Origin of the sequence: Weizmannia acidilactici, assembly GCF_008974225.1 — a bacterium.
Lineage (GTDB): Bacteria > Bacillota > Bacilli > Bacillales > Bacillaceae_C > Weizmannia > Weizmannia acidilactici.
The window spans coordinates 39,051-54,373 of record NZ_BKZR01000009.1; the positions used below are offsets into that span (position 1 = coordinate 39,051).

The 15,323-nt window shown below is 46.7% G+C and carries 16 protein-coding genes; 1 reads left to right on the forward strand and 15 read right to left on the reverse strand.

The window, feature by feature from the left end:
* Positions 1–158: 158 nt before the first annotated feature.
* From ftsX to flaG, 13 genes are all read right to left on the reverse strand, one after another.
* Positions 159–1,043: a permease-like cell division protein FtsX gene (gene ftsX, locus GBH70_RS04920; RefSeq protein WP_151679991.1), complete on the reverse strand. Its 885-nt coding sequence runs from the start codon at positions 1,041–1,043 to the stop codon at positions 159–161.
* On the reverse strand, positions 1,033–1,719 hold the full coding sequence (ftsE, locus tag GBH70_RS04925) for a cell division ATP-binding protein FtsE (RefSeq protein ID WP_151680043.1): 687 nt from the start codon (positions 1,717–1,719) through the stop codon (positions 1,033–1,035). Before ftsE ends, ftsX begins: the two co-directional genes overlap by 11 nt.
* A 633-nt stretch (positions 1,720–2,352) precedes the next feature.
* Entirely contained in the window at positions 2,353–2,679 is a 327-nt protein-coding gene (gene cccB / locus GBH70_RS04930; protein ID WP_151679992.1) for a cytochrome c551, read from the reverse strand.
* Positions 2,680–2,731: 52 nt separating this feature from the next.
* Entirely contained in the window at positions 2,732–3,595 is an 864-nt protein-coding gene (locus tag GBH70_RS04935) for a YitT family protein (RefSeq protein WP_151679993.1), read from the reverse strand.
* A 246-nt stretch (positions 3,596–3,841) separates the two neighbouring features.
* A protein-coding gene (gene prfB / locus GBH70_RS04940; RefSeq protein WP_151679994.1) for a peptide chain release factor 2 occupies positions 3,842–4,943 on the reverse strand; the annotation gives its coding sequence in 2 pieces (ribosomal slippage) (positions 3,842–4,870 and positions 4,872–4,943; 1,101 coding nt in all).
* Between the two features lie 196 nt (positions 4,944–5,139).
* Positions 5,140–7,656, reverse strand: coding sequence for a preprotein translocase subunit SecA (gene secA / locus GBH70_RS04945; RefSeq protein WP_151679995.1), 2,517 nt, complete (start codon positions 7,654–7,656; stop codon positions 5,140–5,142).
* Positions 7,657–8,035: 379 nt separating this feature from the next.
* Complete coding sequence (locus GBH70_RS04950; protein WP_151679996.1) at positions 8,036–8,566, reverse strand: chromate transporter; 531 nt, start codon at positions 8,564–8,566, stop codon at positions 8,036–8,038.
* Positions 8,563–9,105 carry a chromate transporter gene (locus tag GBH70_RS04955; protein WP_371862235.1) on the reverse strand — a complete coding sequence of 181 codons (543 nt, stop codon included), beginning with the start codon at positions 9,103–9,105 and terminating at the stop codon, positions 8,563–8,565. Before GBH70_RS04955 ends, GBH70_RS04950 begins: the two co-directional genes overlap by 4 nt.
* A gap of 165 nt (positions 9,106–9,270) precedes the next feature.
* The gene (hpf, locus tag GBH70_RS04960; RefSeq protein ID WP_151679997.1) at positions 9,271–9,831 is read right to left on the reverse strand and encodes a ribosome hibernation-promoting factor, HPF/YfiA family; all 561 of its coding nucleotides are present in this window, start codon (positions 9,829–9,831) and stop codon (positions 9,271–9,273) included.
* 262 nt (positions 9,832–10,093) lie between these two features.
* On the reverse strand, positions 10,094–10,441 hold the full coding sequence (fliT, locus tag GBH70_RS04965; protein WP_151679998.1) for a flagellar protein FliT: 348 nt from the start codon (positions 10,439–10,441) through the stop codon (positions 10,094–10,096).
* Positions 10,438–10,842 carry a flagellar export chaperone FliS gene (gene fliS / locus GBH70_RS04970; RefSeq protein WP_151679999.1) on the reverse strand — a complete coding sequence of 135 codons (405 nt, stop codon included), beginning with the start codon at positions 10,840–10,842 and terminating at the stop codon, positions 10,438–10,440. The genes fliT and fliS overlap by 4 nt, the downstream gene beginning before the upstream one ends.
* Positions 10,843–10,858: 16 nt before the next feature.
* Positions 10,859–12,934 carry a flagellar filament capping protein FliD gene (fliD, locus tag GBH70_RS04975; RefSeq protein WP_151680000.1) on the reverse strand — a complete coding sequence of 692 codons (2,076 nt, stop codon included), beginning with the start codon at positions 12,932–12,934 and terminating at the stop codon, positions 10,859–10,861.
* A gap of 21 nt (positions 12,935–12,955) precedes the next feature.
* On the reverse strand, positions 12,956–13,333 hold the full coding sequence (flaG, locus tag GBH70_RS04980) for a flagellar protein FlaG (protein ID WP_151680001.1): 378 nt from the start codon (positions 13,331–13,333) through the stop codon (positions 12,956–12,958).
* A 214-nt stretch (positions 13,334–13,547) separates the two neighbouring features.
* Between flaG and ymaG the strand changes: the two genes are divergently transcribed.
* Positions 13,548–13,826 (forward strand): inner spore coat protein YmaG, encoded by a 279-nt coding sequence (ymaG, locus tag GBH70_RS04985; RefSeq protein ID WP_151680002.1) that lies wholly within the window; start codon positions 13,548–13,550, stop codon positions 13,824–13,826.
* A 446-nt stretch (positions 13,827–14,272) separates the two neighbouring features.
* On the opposite strand, the gene GBH70_RS04990 is transcribed toward ymaG, so the two are convergent.
* Together GBH70_RS04990 and GBH70_RS04995 are read right to left on the reverse strand one after the other, a co-directional pair.
* Positions 14,273–14,872: a DNA-3-methyladenine glycosylase gene (locus GBH70_RS04990; RefSeq protein ID WP_151680003.1), complete on the reverse strand. Its 600-nt coding sequence runs from the start codon at positions 14,870–14,872 to the stop codon at positions 14,273–14,275.
* 22 nt (positions 14,873–14,894) lie between these two features.
* Positions 14,895–15,224: a hypothetical protein gene (locus tag GBH70_RS04995; RefSeq protein ID WP_253693511.1), complete on the reverse strand. Its 330-nt coding sequence runs from the start codon at positions 15,222–15,224 to the stop codon at positions 14,895–14,897.
* Between the last annotated feature and the right edge of the window lie 99 nt (positions 15,225–15,323).

Here is a 15,323-nt window from a genome sequence, read left to right on the forward strand (position 1 = left end):
TTCTCCCCCTTTAAATGCAATATTCATTATGTATCCGGGAACAGTCCCCGGTTTTATATGTTTAGGCATGGCCTTATGTGGGTATTGAATGACAAACGATTACGCTTGTGGCGGGGGCAGAGCGGGAAAAGCTTCCCGCCGTGCCTTTTATTCCGCCATTACACTTTTAAATAGCGGCGGATGGACATCGAACTGCCCCACACGCCGATGCAAATACCAAGCAGAAGCAGCAGGCCGTCAACTCCATAAATGAACGGGCTGTAATTCAGCAGATGGATAATATTGTTTTGGAGTTTCGGCGATATGAGTTCGTATAAATAGAAGTAGCCGAAAGAAATGATGAGAATCGGGAGAATGGACCCTAAAATCCCGAGCCATAATCCTTCAAGCAGGAACGGCCAGCGGATGAACCAGTTTGTCGCCCCGACCAGTTTCATAATCTCGATTTCTTTTCTTCTTGCAAATATCGTAATTTTAATGGTATTCGAGATTAAGAACATTGCGGTCAATAGAAGGGCGATGATCAAGACTAGGCCGATATTCCGGCAGATGCTAAGGACATGGAACAGTTTTTCGACTTTGCCCTTTCCGTAAATCGCCGATTCAACATGGTCCATCTTTTCAATTTGGCGTGCAACTTTCGGCGTATCCGTCGGCTGTTTTGTTTTGACAATGAACACGTCATACAAAGGGTTGTCCTGTTGGAACAGCTTAAAGTCGCTGCCCATCGTTTTGATCAACTCCTTCAATTCCTGCTCTTTAGAAGAAAACTTGACGGATTTGACCGCGCCTATACTCTCAATCTCGCTTTTCAGCTTTTCCCTGTCGGCGGCTTTCGCCGTTAAATCGATATGGACGCGGATTTCCACGTCATTTTCAATATCGTTCGCAAACTTGTTCATGTTCAGGATGATCACGAAAAACACGCCGACAAGCAGCAAGGTTATGGTTACGGCGCTGGCCGAAGCAAACATCATCCAGCCGTTGCGGCCGAGGCTTTTAAAACTTTCCCGGAAATGGCGTTTTACCGTATTAATCTTCATAACCGTAACCTCCCAGCTGCTCATCGCGCACGACTTTTCCACTTTCAATAGCGATCACGCGGTGCTTGTTTGTGTTGACAATTTCACGGTTATGGGTTGCCATCACGACAGTCGTTCCGGTTAAATTGATGTCTTCCAGTATTTTCATAATTTCCCAGGAAGTTTCCGGATCCAAGTTTCCCGTCGGCTCGTCCGCAATGACCACTTTCGGCATATTGACAATCGAGCGCGCGATCGAAACACGCTGTTGTTCCCCTCCGGACAATTCGGAAGGCAGCATCCTTGCTTTATTCTTCAACCCTACCTGATCCAGCACTTCCATCACGCGTTTCCGGATATACGGCGGATCCTGCTCGATGACTTCAAGGGCAAACGCGACATTTTCATAGACGGTTAATGTCGGAAGCAACTTAAAATCCTGGAAAACGACGCCGATCTGCCTTCTGAAATAAGGAACTCTTTTATCCCTGATTTTCGAAAGGTTTACCCCGTTGACGAGCACTGTACCAGCTGTCGGTTTTTCTTCGCGGTAAATCAGCTTAATAACGGTCGACTTTCCCGCGCCGCTCGGGCCGACAATATAAACAAACTCGCCCTGTTTGATTTTAATATTTAAACCGTTCGCAGCCATTACGCCATTCGGATACTTTTTATACACATCCTTTAATTCAATCATTTCATCACCTGACTTTTTCAATCTGTACTCCCAAGATGCGGAACTGATCATTACGCTGCAACAAAAAACACCATTTTTTGCACTACACATGTGTCCCGCTTTAAATATTTGCAAACGGCGCAAATATTCCGGCAATAAGGCATGTTTACTGTCAAGAAAGGCTGCCTCTAAGGCTAAGGCACCTTCTATGGAAATTCGACTTTTTTCTCTCTCAACCTGCGAGAATCGGCACAATTACCCGAAATTCGCACATAAATTATTATAGCATCCCACATTTGCTTAAACATTACAGTTATATTTCAATTTTTCTCGCCAAGCCGTGTAAAATCTGGAAAGGCGGGAAAAAAGCCGGACAGGAAAAAACGAGGCTGTCCCAAAAGTCGGTAGATTGACCAGGGGCACCCCCTTTTTTTATGTAAGGTTATGTTATCTGAGAATGTTGATGATCTTGAAATTTACGAGACTCCTGAGGGAAAAGTGAACCAGTGGGACAGCACCTTTAGATCAAAATTTTCCTGTGGAAACGGTTCTGAGAAACTTTGTTACGACCGTTAGAGCAAAATAAAACTCCTAAAACGGGCCTGACACAGCTCGAAAAATTTCTACTTAAAAGGGGCTTTCGGGACAGCCTCGTCATTTCTTTTCGGACAGCCATTTTGCCACTTTTTTCGCGTCGCTTCCTTTTAAAAGCCCTGCCGGCATGTCCCCTTTTCCATTTTCAATCACATGCAAAATCTGCTTTTCGCTTAATTTTGAGCCGATATGCTGCAGGTTCGGCCCGACATCGCCTTCCAAATTGTTGCCGTGGCAGGCGGAACATTTCTGGTCCACAAGCTTCTCGGCATCTCCGCCGCTTACCGTGTTGTTTGAGCCTCCGCCCTGCGATGAGGAGCCGTTCCCGCACGCGGAAAGCCCAATTGCAAGCAAAAGCGCCGCTGCCATCGCAAGCTGTTTTTTCATTGAAAATCCTCCCATCCTGAGCTTGTCTTTCTCCCCCCATTATACCGGATTGCTACGGCATTTTAAAACCTTCGCCAAGCACTTCGGCGGCTTCCATCACCACCACGAATGCTTTTCCGTCTATCGCTCTCACAAGGTTTTTCAGCTTGATAAATTCCGTCTGGTCGATGACGCACATCAGGATCGGTTTTTCCCGGTCGGTAAAGCCGCCGTATGCCTGCAGCTTCGTGACGCCGCGGTCAACTTGGTACAAAATCTCCTTGCGTATTTCCGCATGTTTATCGGAAATGATCAGCACATTTTTGGATCGGTTCAGCCCAACCTGGACAAGGTCAATCGTCTTACTAGTCACAAACAGCCCGATGATCGCATACAAGCCCTTTTCAATATCAAAAACGGCGGCAGCCGACAGGACCACAAGCCCGTCAATAAACATCACACATTTTCCGAGCGAAATGCCGGTAAATTTATGAATGATTTGGGCGGCAAGATCCGTTCCACCCGTGGAGGCCCTGCCGAGAAAAACAATCCCAAGACCTGCCCCGACACCGATCCCGCCAAACAGTGAAGCGAGAAGCGCATCATGGGTCCACGGCTGCCAATGTTCCGTCAAAAAAACGACGAACGGCAAAAAAACAGTGCCGACAAGCGTCTTAATTCCAAATTGGTACCCTAAAAAAATGAGGCCGGCAATAAACAGCGGAATATTCAGCCCCCATTGCACATAGGCAGGCTTCCATCCAAACAACCCGTGCAAAATCGTGCTGATCCCGCTGACGCCACCGGATGCAATATTATTCGGCAGCAGGAAAACATTAAAAGCAATGGCCACAATGGCTGATCCAACAAGGATATATACATATTCCATCAGCATCATCCGGTATTTGCCACCCGCTTGCTTCCTTTTCTTTCCCATTTCAATCCTCCTATCAAAAAGCCTGTATTCTCTTCCGGCACCGGCGATCTTTTCATAAGGCTATATCGCGCGGTCTTACCTATCAGGAACCTCAAAAAATATCGCCCATGAACATACCAGAGCCTTCCAAAAAAAAACGATGCCATGCACCAATATATAGGGCCTCCAATTTTTTGTATCCCTTATATATTCTTTGGATTATGGCATCATTGACATGTTCCGGCTTTTTTAGGGCAGGGCCGTTCATTATGAAATGCGGGAACGCAAATATGCATCGATAAATGTATCGATCTCGCCGTCCATCACGGCCTGGACGTTCCCCGTTTCCACGTTTGTGCGGTGGTCTTTTACCATCGAATACGGGTGGAACACATAAGAACGGATTTGGCTTCCCCAGCCAATCTCTTTCTGCTCGCCGCGGATTTCCGCCAATTGCTTTTCTTTTTCTTCCAATTCCTTCTGATATAATTTCGCTTTTAACATTTTCATGGCCTGCTCACGGTTTTGGATCTGCGACCGTTCAGACTGGCAGGCCACAACAATCCCTGTAGGAATATGGGTAATCCGGACGGCAGATGATGTTTTATTAATATGCTGTCCGCCTGCGCCGCTCGCCCGGTATGTGTCCACGCGCAAATCTTCGGGGCGAACTTCAACCTCGATATTGTCATCCATTTCCGGCATGACTTCACATGACACGAAAGAAGTATGGCGGCGCCCGGCGGCATCAAACGGTGAAATCCGGACAAGGCGGTGAATGCCCTTTTCCGCTTTTAAATAGCCGTACGCATTATGCCCTTTAAAAAGGAGCGTTACGCTTTTTACGCCGGCTTCTTCACCCGGCAGATAATCAAGCGTTTCGACTTTAAAGCCTTTTTTCTCTCCCCAGCGCGTATACATCCGGAGCAGCATCGAGCACCAGTCCTGCGACTCCGTTCCGCCCGCCCCCGGATGCAATTCCAAAATGGCATTGTTGGCGTCATACGGGCCGTTCAGCAGCAGCTGCAGCTCATACTCATTTAATTTTTCCGTAAATTCCTCAAGCTCGTTTTCAAGCTCTGCTTTCAATTCCGGATCGTTTTCTTCTTTCACCAGTTCATAAGTTAGTTCCAGGTTTTCCTGCGATGATTCTAGCTCATGGTAACCGTTCACCAGCTCTTTTAAAGCGTTGGACTCATTAATGACTTTCTGCGCTTCCTGCTGGTCGTTCCAAAAATCCGGCTCAAGCATTCTTTCTTCCAGTTCGGCAATACGCGTCTCTTTTTCTTCTAATTCAAAGAGACCCCCTGAAGCCCGCTAATTTCTTAGCTGTATTTTCAAGTTCTGCTCTGATTTCTGATAATTCCATTTCACATCACCTCATAAAATTTTTCACTCGCCATTTGCCTGCTGATACGCTTTTTGAAAAAACCGGCCCATGGTTTAACCGCAAAAAAGAAGGGCGGCGTTTCAGCCCTCCTTCATACTTTCCTGCTCATGCCGGGACATTTTTCCCATCTGGATTAAGAAAAAGAGGCGCATTTTCCGTTTTTGCCGGCGCACGATTACGCCTCCAGACGGCCGTGGCAGTTTTTATATTTTTTGCCGCTGCCGCACGGGCAAGGATCGTTACGGCCGATGCGCACTTTTTTGCGGACCGGTTTTTTCTTCACCGTTTCACCTTCCCCGCCTGGAACGACTGCCTGGCCTTTTGCCACTTCCTGGCGTTCCAAATTGTTCTGGATTTCTGCTTTCATCATATATTTTGCAGTATCTTCCTCGATTGATGCAATCATATTTTCAAACATGGCAAAGCCTTCCGACTGGTATTCGCGCAGCGGGTCAATCTGGCCGTATGCGCGCAAATGGATGCCTTCGCGGAGGTGGTCCATTGCATCAATATGGTCGATCCACTTCGAGTCGACGGAACGCAGCAAAATGACCTTTTCAAATTCGCGCATTCTTTCCGGCCCGAATGCGGCTTCTTTTTCATCATAGCGCGCCTTCACCTTCGCCATGATGAGATCAACCATTTCATCCGGTTCTTTGCCGCGCAAATCATTCAGTGTAATATCTTCCTCATGGAGCAGGTTGCTGTGGCAATAATCGACAATGCCCCGGAGGTTCCATTCTTCCTCATCCTCATGTGCCGGCGCATTGGCGTTTACCACCCGATCCACAACCGAACGGATCATTTTTTCAACAATTTCGCGCAAGTTCTCGGCGCTCAATACTTCATCACGCTGATTATAAATGATTTCGCGCTGCTGCCGCAATACATCATCGTACTGGAGCAATTGTTTCCGGGCATCAAAGTTGTTGCCTTCCACCCGTTTTTGCGCGGATTCCACGGCCCTTGACACCATCTTGCTCTGAATCGGCTGGCTGTCATCCATCCCGAGCCGTTCCATCATACTCTTCATATTATCCGATCCGAAGCGGCGCATCAACTCATCTTCCATCGACAAGTAGAATTGCGTCACCCCCGGATCCCCCTGGCGCCCGGAACGGCCTCGCAGCTGGTTATCGATCCGCCTTGATTCGTGGCGCTCCGTCCCGATGACGGCAAGGCCGCCGAGTTCGACGACGCCTTCCCCAAGTTTAATATCGGTACCGCGCCCGGCCATGTTCGTTGCGATCGTGACCGCGCCTTTTTGCCCGGCCTGCTTGATGATTTCCGCTTCACGCTCATGGTTTTTCGCGTTCAATACGTTATGCGGGACGCCTTTCTTTTTCAGCATCGAAGAAATCAATTCAGAAGTTTCGATGGCGACCGTCCCGACAAGCACCGGCTGGCCAAGGTCATGGCGCTGTTTAATATCCTCGACAACGGCCTTGAATTTGCCTTCCATCGTCTTATAGATCAAATCCGGGCGGTCTTCGCGGATGACCGGGCGGTTTGTCGGGATGACGACGACGCGCATATTGTAAATGTTCCGGAACTCTTCTTCTTCTGTTTTTGCCGTACCGGTCATCCCGGCGAGTTTTGCATACATCCGGAAGTAGTTTTGGAACGTGATCGTTGCCATTGTCATGCTTTCGTTCTGGATCTGCACACCTTCTTTCGCTTCGATTGCCTGGTGCAGCCCTTCACTGAAGCGGCGGCCTTTCATCAAACGCCCTGTGAACTGGTCGACAATGATAATTTCCCCATCCTGCACGACATAATCCACATCGCGGTGCATCGCGACATTGGCCTTCAGCGCCTGGTTAATATGGTGGTTGATCGTGACATTGCTGATATCGTATAGGTTTTGAATATGGAAGTATTTTTCCGCTTTCGTTATGCCCTCTTCTGTCAGCAGCACGCTTTTTGTTTTCACATCATACGTGTAGTCTTCATCTTTTTTCAGTGTACGTACGAACGCATTCGCCTGTGTATACAGCGCGGTAGATTTTTCGGCCTGTCCGGAAATGATGAGCGGCGTGCGGGCTTCGTCGATCAAGATCGAGTCAACTTCATCGATGACCGCAAAGTTCAACGGGCGCTGCACTTTTTGTTCCAAATACAGCACCATATTGTCGCGGAGGTAATCGAAGCCGAATTCATTATTTGTCCCATATGTGATATCCGCGTCATAAGCTTCCTTTTTTTCTTCGCTCGACATGTTGCTTAGATTCAAGCCGACTGTCAGACCGAGAAATTTATACAGTTCACCCATTTCAACGGCATCGCGCTTCGCCAGATATTCGTTGACGGTCACAACATGGACGCCCTTGCCGGCCAAAGCATTCAGGTAAACAGGCATCGTTGCGGTCAAGGTTTTCCCTTCACCGGTTTTCATTTCGGCAATATTACCTTCATGAAGCGTAATGCCGCCCATTAATTGGACATGATAGGGATAGAGCCCGAGCACGCGTTTTGCACCTTCGCGGACGACCGCAAAAGCTTCCACAAGTAGGTCGTCCAGGCTTTCGCCGTTTTGATAGCGCTGCTTGAATTCTTCCGTTTTGGCGCGCAATTGCTCATCCGAAAGCTTTTCCATGTCCGGGGCCAATTCTTCAATCTGGTTTGCAATCTTCTCAAGATGTTTCAGTTCACGTTTGTTGGCATCAAACACTTTATCTAAAAAAGCCACCATTCAAAACGCTCCTTTTAATTTCAAAATCAAAGAGGCCATTTGCATAGAACCTGCCGCAATTCCTGGCCTGTACACCGGTTCCAATAAGGCAACCGCCTTGTAAATATTTGTTGTACCATCATTCTTATGGTCCGCCCCTTTATTTTGTTCCTTGCAAGTACACCTTATTTCATTTTAACACCGAAACCCGGCATGTACAACTTAAGAACCCGGGCGGGATATACCGGCCGGGTGTAGTTTAAAAAACAACTCATGTTTTCGCATGATTCATCTAAAGGATGTGTTATCGCAAAATCCGCTTCGCTCATAGCGCGTCCGCGAGTTTACCCCGCAGGTGTCCCATAAACAAACGATCATCAACAAAAAAACTTAACAGCGCCTATCTTAAAAAAATGGCCCCATAAAGCAGCGCGCCGCATATGACATAGACGGGGCTGATCCCCCATCTTTCGAGCAGGAAAAAACTGGCGATGGATATCATCAGCACATGAATGATGCCGATTGTATGGTAGGCATTTGCAAAAAAGTCAAATGCTACCATGGCCAGCAGCACGGCGATTGCCGGGCGTACGAATTTTGTCATATTTTTTACTTTTGGCGAGTTCCGGTTTCTCATCAACAGTCCGAGTAGCATCATCAACAAAATCAATGACGGGGCAATGGTGGCGAACAGGGCAACGGTCGCACCCAAAACACCCGCTTTGTCAAATCCAATATACCCGGCAAGCTCCGGGGCAATCGGGCCGGGGAGCGCATTTCCGACCGCGACCATTTCGCTGAATTCATGGACTGAATACCAGTGGTAACGGTCAACCACTTCATGCTCCAAAAGCGGAACGGACGCCGGCCCGCCGCCGTAACCGAGTAAATTGGCGATCAGGTTGGCTAAAAATAATTTCCAGTATATCATGAGGCATGCTCCTGTTTTTTCTGATCAAAATCTTTTTTTGTCAATAAGGCAATGGCCAACAGCGCCCCAATCAAAAATGCGGGATGGATGCCCAATACAACCATGACGACAACGCCCGCCGCCATGACGATCATCGTAAGCAGCCAGCCGATTGCTTCAATGGATTTTTTCACAAAACCCCATGTCAGCATGCCGAGCATCACCCCCGCCACAGTGACAACCGCTTTTGACATGCCCTGCACCCAGGGCTTATCTTTATAAGCGTTCAGCGCCGTCAAAAAAACGATCATCAGAATGACCGTCGGCACAACAGTCCCCACCAGTGCCACCAGCATTCCCGGGATTCCGCGCACCCGGTAACCGAGATAGCCCGACATCTTTGTATTGATCGGGCCCGGAAGCGTATTGGCCAGGGCAAGGATGTCGGAAAATTCTTCGTCTCCCATCCATTTATATACTTTCACCACTTCCCGGTGCATGAGCGGAATCGCAGAAAGCCCGCCGCCAAAGCCGAGCAGGCCGGCTCTGCAAAATGCCATAAAGATATCCCGATATTTCACTTTCACACTACCACGATCCTTTTATGGTGAACTGCCACCTATTATACCACAGGTAAATGCCTTGAAGGAGCTTTTCATGGTATTCCGTATTCAGGGGGCATAAATATAAAACACCCGCAGCCTTTTGCCGCGGGTGTTTTTGCTTTATACCGTTTCAATCAGCCCGTATTTCCCGTCTTTCCGGCGGTATACGATGTTGGTATTGTTGGTTTCCGCATCGGTGTAGATGAAGAAGTTATGGCCCAAGAGGTTCATTTGCAGCACCGCTTCTTCACTGTCCATTGGTTTGAGGTTAAAGTGTTTGGTCCGCACAATTTGCAGTTCTGTGTCTTCTTCTTTCTCGGCTTGGTTGTCTTTCAATCCGGCATCAGGGGTGAAAAGCTCCCTTGTACTTCCTTTTTCGCGCAATTTCCGGTTTACTTTTGTTTTATGTTTACGGATTTGCCGCTCCAATTTGTCTGTAATTAAGTCAATCGCCGCATACATGTCTTCATTGGATTCTTCTGCGCGTAATACGAGATGCGGCATTGGAATGGTTATTTCAACTTTAGAAGTTTTATCCGGGTTCACTTTTAGTTTTACATTGACGGAAGTGTTTGGCGTTTCTACAAAATACCGATCCAACTTGTTCACTTTTTTCTCAACATAATCCCTGATTGCCGGAGTTACCTCAATGTTTTCGCCACGAATGTTGTAGTTCATCATGTGGACCCCTCCTATTCAACTGGCAGCACCCTCGCAAACGGCTTGTATCCGCCATTTGTTTGGGCTTTCACTTTAGCATTAGAAACGCTGCCTTCTTTAATGATCTTACATTTATATATTTACACATTGCCTGTCTAAATTCCTTCTTTTTTGGCGAATTTTTTTGAGAAATTTGTTACAAACTTTTTTGCGAATTTCGTGTTGATCGGCGGTATCCGGTTATCAGCTTTATAAAAATGAGATCCCAGTGGAAATGGGATCCCTATCTTTTTCTATCATAAAACCTTCCGTCATTTAATTGCAGCGACTGGTACGGATTAATGTATTTCTTCATGGATGTTTTCTTTTTCACGGTCTGTTTGATATCTTGGCGGATCTCCAAAAGCGTTTCCTCCAAAAGAGGCTTGAGCCTCTTGTCCAATGCCGCGATTTTCTTCCCGAGCAATTGCTCCTCCGGCGAAAAAGGGGGCTTTAGTGAAGCAAGCAACGCCCCCCTCTTGTCAAGCAGACGATTGATGTTTCCAATCAGCTCTTCCCTTGATTGCCCTTTGTTGAATTCTTCCAGCAGATCTTCCGTCAATTTCAGGCAGGTTGTTAAATCTCCCATCATGCCTTACCGCCCTGTCCGTAAGTTTGCTGGCGGTTCAACTGGATCACCTGCTTCCAAGTGTCACGGAAATCCGCCACCAATTCTTCGACTGTATCCAGCTTCGAGGAGTCGTTTTTAATATTGGCCTGGATTAATTCACGCAGCATGAAATCGTAAAGTGCCAGCATTTTTTCCGCCGCAGCGAATTTTTCCGTATCAAGGGTGACCATCAGTTCCCGGATGATATTTTGCGCTTTTTGGATATTTTTATTTTTCTCATCCATATTTTTATTTTCCAATGCTTTTTTGGCCAAATGGATGAATTTGAGGCAGCCGTTATACAACATTAATGTCAGCTCGCCGGAAGATGCTGTTGTAATTGCGTTGTTTTGGTACGCCTGATAAGGATTACGTGTTGCCAATTAAGCTCTCTCCTTTTTAACTGCTGAAAAAGCTGGATAAATAAGTTGCTTGGTTATTATAAGTTTGTATCGCTTGTTCCATCGCCGAAAACTGCGCGTAATAGCGGTCTTCGAGATCGTTCAGCTTATCGTTCATATCGTTAATTTTTTCCGTTAGCGCATCGATGTCTTTCCCGATGCTGAACTGGCTGTTAACATAGGTGGATTTGCCGGCTTTGTCCACAATGGTGTTATACGTATTATTGACACTGTCGTAAAGTCTTTGGATAATGCCTTCCTCCGATGTCGTGCTGCCGGTGCCGCGGAACAAGAGTTCAACCGAGTCGGGATCTTCTTGAATGGCAGCCCTCAGTTTGTCTTCATCGATTTCCAGTTTTCCGCCTTCGAGCCAGTCTGAAGTCGTAGTGATGCCGATGCTCGCAAGCGTATTGTATGTCGATGAAATATTCGGATTGTCCACTTTTGTATAGATTAATGTCCGCATATTGGACAACGAACTTTGCAGCGTCATATCGTTCCGCAGCAAGCCGCTTTTCGCTTTCGCATCCCATTGGTTTTGCTGCGTTTCCGTCATTTGGGAACGCTGGTCGTCCGTCAGCGGCGCATAATCGGAGTACCGCTCCTCATCCAGTTTAGACTGGACAGCATCAATCAGGCTGTTGTACTGGTCCACGAAATTTTTGATGTTGTTGTAGATGGTGTCCACGTCGTTGGAAACCGAGATGGTGACCGGCGAGTCGAATTCGCTTTTTAACGTATAGGTGACGCCGCTGATGGTGAAGGTGTTTGATGTCCGTTCGGTATCCAACCCATTTATGTTGAACACGGCATTCGTACCACCGTATTCAGTGCTGCCGCTAAATTTTAATGTATCCCGCAAAAAATCGTAAGTATCTGTATCAGAAGAAATAATGATTTCATTACCGTTATCCACAGATGAAGACGAATTAAAATTACCGGTCTCTTTTCTCGTCAGCGTAAACATATCTTTATATTCGTCATAATACATTGTCAAACCTAAGTTTGAATTGTTCACTTTAGAAATGACATCATTTAACGTTTTGTCCGCGCCGATATAAAAATTGCCGTTCACCAGCCCGCTTGAAGTATACGTTTTTAAGTTAAAAGAAGTGTAGTTTTGCTGGTAGCTGATTTGGATAGCAGAACCGCTATAAGTTGACCCGAAATCGCTATTAAAATCAATTTTTCCCGTTTCCGGATTAAGGGTGCCGATCTGGGTCGAACCAATGAATAAATTCATATTTCCGTCCGTGCCTTGGGAGAGTGATACGTTATTGTTTCCAACTGTCATAGTAAATGAATCGGTGATAATGTCCCCAAAGTCCAATTGTATTGATTTCGTATCAGACGAGACGGTTGCACTTTTTGTTGCTTTATCCACCACGTATTCAACACTAATGCTCGTCCCGGCGGAAATATTTGAATTAAATTTTAATGTTGCCTGCCCGCCAGCAGTTGTAAGTAAAACCTGGTTATCACTGAGCGTAACGGACGGATCTGTCACCACTTCATAAGTTTTTCCGTTCATTTTTACATTCATTGGCATATTACTGTTAAGTGTGCCCTTTAAGTCAAACGTAACAGACGTTGGATCTGTGGAGTCCCCTTTGGCTGTTATGGTATCCGATATTACTCCCCCTTGGCTCCATTCGATTGACCCGCTGAAATTTCCTGACTGTTTCCATAAGGATTGATTCAAATCAACCTTATTGGATGAATCTGTTGAAATTGGGGCTGCGGCTACCCTCGTCGCTGCCGTCGCCAATTGTGTTACACTTTGAATTGTCGTTGACCCCAGCGATGCATTATTCGCCGCTGTTGCCGTTACATAGCTTTCATTTGATGAAGTCGTCGTGCGTGCCCTGTATTTTGAAGTCAGTTTCATATCCGACAAGGTCGTCCGGAAATCGTAATATTTCTGGTTCAGCGTGCGGTAATCGTCTTCCTGCCATTCGAGTATCTGCTTTTGCTGCTGCAGTTTAATGAGTGGCTGCTTTGCGGCTGTCATCATTTTTTCAACAATAGAGTCAATATCCATGCCGCTCGCCAGGCCCGTGATTCTTTGCACCATCGTCCTTCAATCCCCCTTCTATCAAATCTTCTCATCGATGAGAAACCCAATATTGCGCATCATATCCGCGTAGGTGTCCAAAATCCTTTTCGGCGGAATTTCTTTGATCACCCTGTTCGACTGGTCATCGACAATGGTGACATAATATTCTTTCAATCGGTCGTGAAATTGAAATTTTAAATGGGTGGATGATCCGGATAAAAATTGGTTCAACTGTTCCACCGCTTTTTTTACTTTTTCTTTTGTAACTTCACCGTTAACAGAAAGGGCTTCATCCCCGTTTTGCTGAAGTTGGTTTGTTTGGGTCTGCTCCGCCCCTGTGTTCTTTTCTGCCTGTTTCTGTGCTGTACTTGTTATGAAAGGCGTTTGTGCAGTCTGGCGCTTCATCGCTTCAATCATCGCAAGTATCCCCTTATTCACCGGCACCAGACCATGTGCGGATTGGGTGGTGCCCCGATTTTTGTTCTATTTATTGTATCGGATGTTTCCGGTGAATTTTAACACCTACTGCAGGGGAAAATTTCTTTTAAAAGGCGGATACCCATACAGGCAATGGGTGATTCACATATGCTTTATCGTAAACAAAATCACCAGTATTGAGGAGGAAAATGAAATGAATACAGGTTATCCGGAAATACCCTATTATCACGAAACATATGAAAGCGAGGATGTAAGGAGACCGTTCGGTTTTGGAGGATTTGGGGGATTCGGGTTCCGGCCTTGGGGGTTCAGGCCGTGGGGATTCAGGCCGTGGGGGGGCGGTTTCGGCGGACCGTTCCTTGGCGGCCTAGTAGGCGGCCTGGCCACTTCCGCACTGCTCGGCCCGGGATTATACGGCGGTTATCCTTATTACGGCTACGGGTACGGGGGCGGCTACCCGTATTACTGGTAAAATTGTCGAAGGGGCTGTCCTAAAAGAAAAGCTCTTTTTCATCAAGAAATCCCGTCGAATTTTTTCTTGACGGGATTTCTCTGTTTGAAGCCCTTTTTTAAGCAAGAGATTCTGTTCCTCTGATCAGGAGGTTTGAAGAAGTCAGTAAAGAACGCCTGACAAACTTAAGATTTTAAGTAGGACCTGTTTAAGTTAAGTTTTGCCTTCAAACAGTTCTGAGTTTCCCTTTCAAGACCGGTTGCTCTCATTTTTCCTCTCCAAACGGTTCTGAGGTGCTCTCTCAAGCTCCATTTTTCTCTCCTAACGGTCCTGAGATCTTGTATCAAGACCGATTGCTCCCAACTTTTTCTTTGAAACGGTTCTGAGATCATCCTGTATCAAGACGATTGGCAATCGATTTTTCCCTTCAAACGTTCTTTAAAATCCTGAATTGGAGCCCCTTTCCATCAGCGCCTCGAGACAAACGGGTTGTCCTTTACCCAAAACCGGTACGGGTAATGTTTTGCCTCCCCTGTATTGTCAATCCCGATTCTCGGGCCGGTCATAATCTGCTCAGGTTTGAACCCTTCCGCAATAAAAAGCGGCCGTTCGTAAAATACGCGCCCGTAATCTTTCATCGTAATGCCCAACGCTTTCGTTAATTTTCCCGGCCCGTTCGTCAGCTGCTTCACTTCCTTGACTTTTCTGCGTGCAAACATAAGGCCGGTGCCAATGTACGGTTCTATGGCGCGGATCAAAATCGCTTCAGGTATGTCTTCCAGTCCGCTGACAACGTTAACAAGGCAGTGGGTATGCATTTGATATGTATAAACATACCCGGGGCTTTGGAACATTACTTCCGTTCTTTTCGTCCGCCGGTTGCCGTAACTGTGCGCGGCCCTGTCCCAAGCCCCCATATACGCTTCCGTTTCCACAATAAAACCGGCCGCCACCCCTTCTTCCGTCTCCTTCACGAGCAGGCATCCGAGCAACGTGCGGGCCAGTTCCAATGTATTTTTTTCAAAAAACGGCGCTGCCACCGGCTGAAGCAGCGGTCGTTCACTCACGTCAATTCCTCCTTTCACGCATTTATAGGGTTTTATACAATTTTTTGCTGTCGGAACGTTCAAGCCGCTGCAGCACAGCGGTTAAAATATATTTAACATAAGAAAGCGCATTAGATCCGCGCCTGCGGATGATATTGAGCTGGGTAATAAATTCAAGAATACTTTCCCAGCTCATGTAGCGGACCAACAAATCGATTACCTGATCTTTCGTCAATTCCTGATGCTTGTGTTCGCTGATCTGAATATCAATCGTTTCAAATGATTGCATGAGAGAGTGGAGAATTTCCCTGACTTGATTCTCACTCAACGGGATCTTTTTAAAATCATCATTTGGTATCTTGATCAAAGCCAATCACAAATCCTTTCTACAAAATATGTGCAAAATGCCGGAAGCAGATGAAAATCATGGATTTACTGCAATCCGGCTCCCCCTCCCCCCCTATGCAAAATG

Coding starts and splice junctions, on each gene's coding strand:
- ftsX (WP_151679991.1), bottom strand. CDS start 1,043: ATGAAGATTAATACGGTAAAACGCCATTTCCGGGAAAGTTTTAAAAGC.
- ftsE (WP_151680043.1), bottom strand. CDS start 1,719: ATGATTGAATTAAAGGATGTGTATAAAAAGTATCCGAATGGCGTAATG.
- cccB (WP_151679992.1), bottom strand. CDS start 2,679: ATGAAAAAACAGCTTGCGATGGCAGCGGCGCTTTTGCTTGCAATTGGG.
- GBH70_RS04935 (WP_151679993.1), bottom strand. CDS start 3,595: ATGGGAAAGAAAAGGAAGCAAGCGGGTGGCAAATACCGGATGATGCTG.
- secA (WP_151679995.1), bottom strand. CDS start 7,656: ATGGTGGCTTTTTTAGATAAAGTGTTTGATGCCAACAAACGTGAACTG.
- GBH70_RS04950 (WP_151679996.1), bottom strand. CDS start 8,566: ATGATATACTGGAAATTATTTTTAGCCAACCTGATCGCCAATTTACTC.
- GBH70_RS04955 (WP_371862235.1), bottom strand. CDS start 9,105: ATGGCATTTTGCAGAGCCGGCCTGCTCGGCTTTGGCGGCGGGCTTTCT.
- hpf (WP_151679997.1), bottom strand. CDS start 9,831: ATGATGAACTACAACATTCGTGGCGAAAACATTGAGGTAACTCCGGCA.
- fliT (WP_151679998.1), bottom strand. CDS start 10,441: ATGATGGGAGATTTAACAACCTGCCTGAAATTGACGGAAGATCTGCTG.
- fliD (WP_151680000.1), bottom strand. CDS start 12,934: ATGGTGCAAAGAATCACGGGCCTGGCGAGCGGCATGGATATTGACTCT.
- flaG (WP_151680001.1), bottom strand. CDS start 13,333: ATGATTGAAGCGATGAAGCGCCAGACTGCACAAACGCCTTTCATAACA.
- ymaG (WP_151680002.1), top strand. CDS start 13,548: ATGAATACAGGTTATCCGGAAATACCCTATTATCACGAAACATATGAA.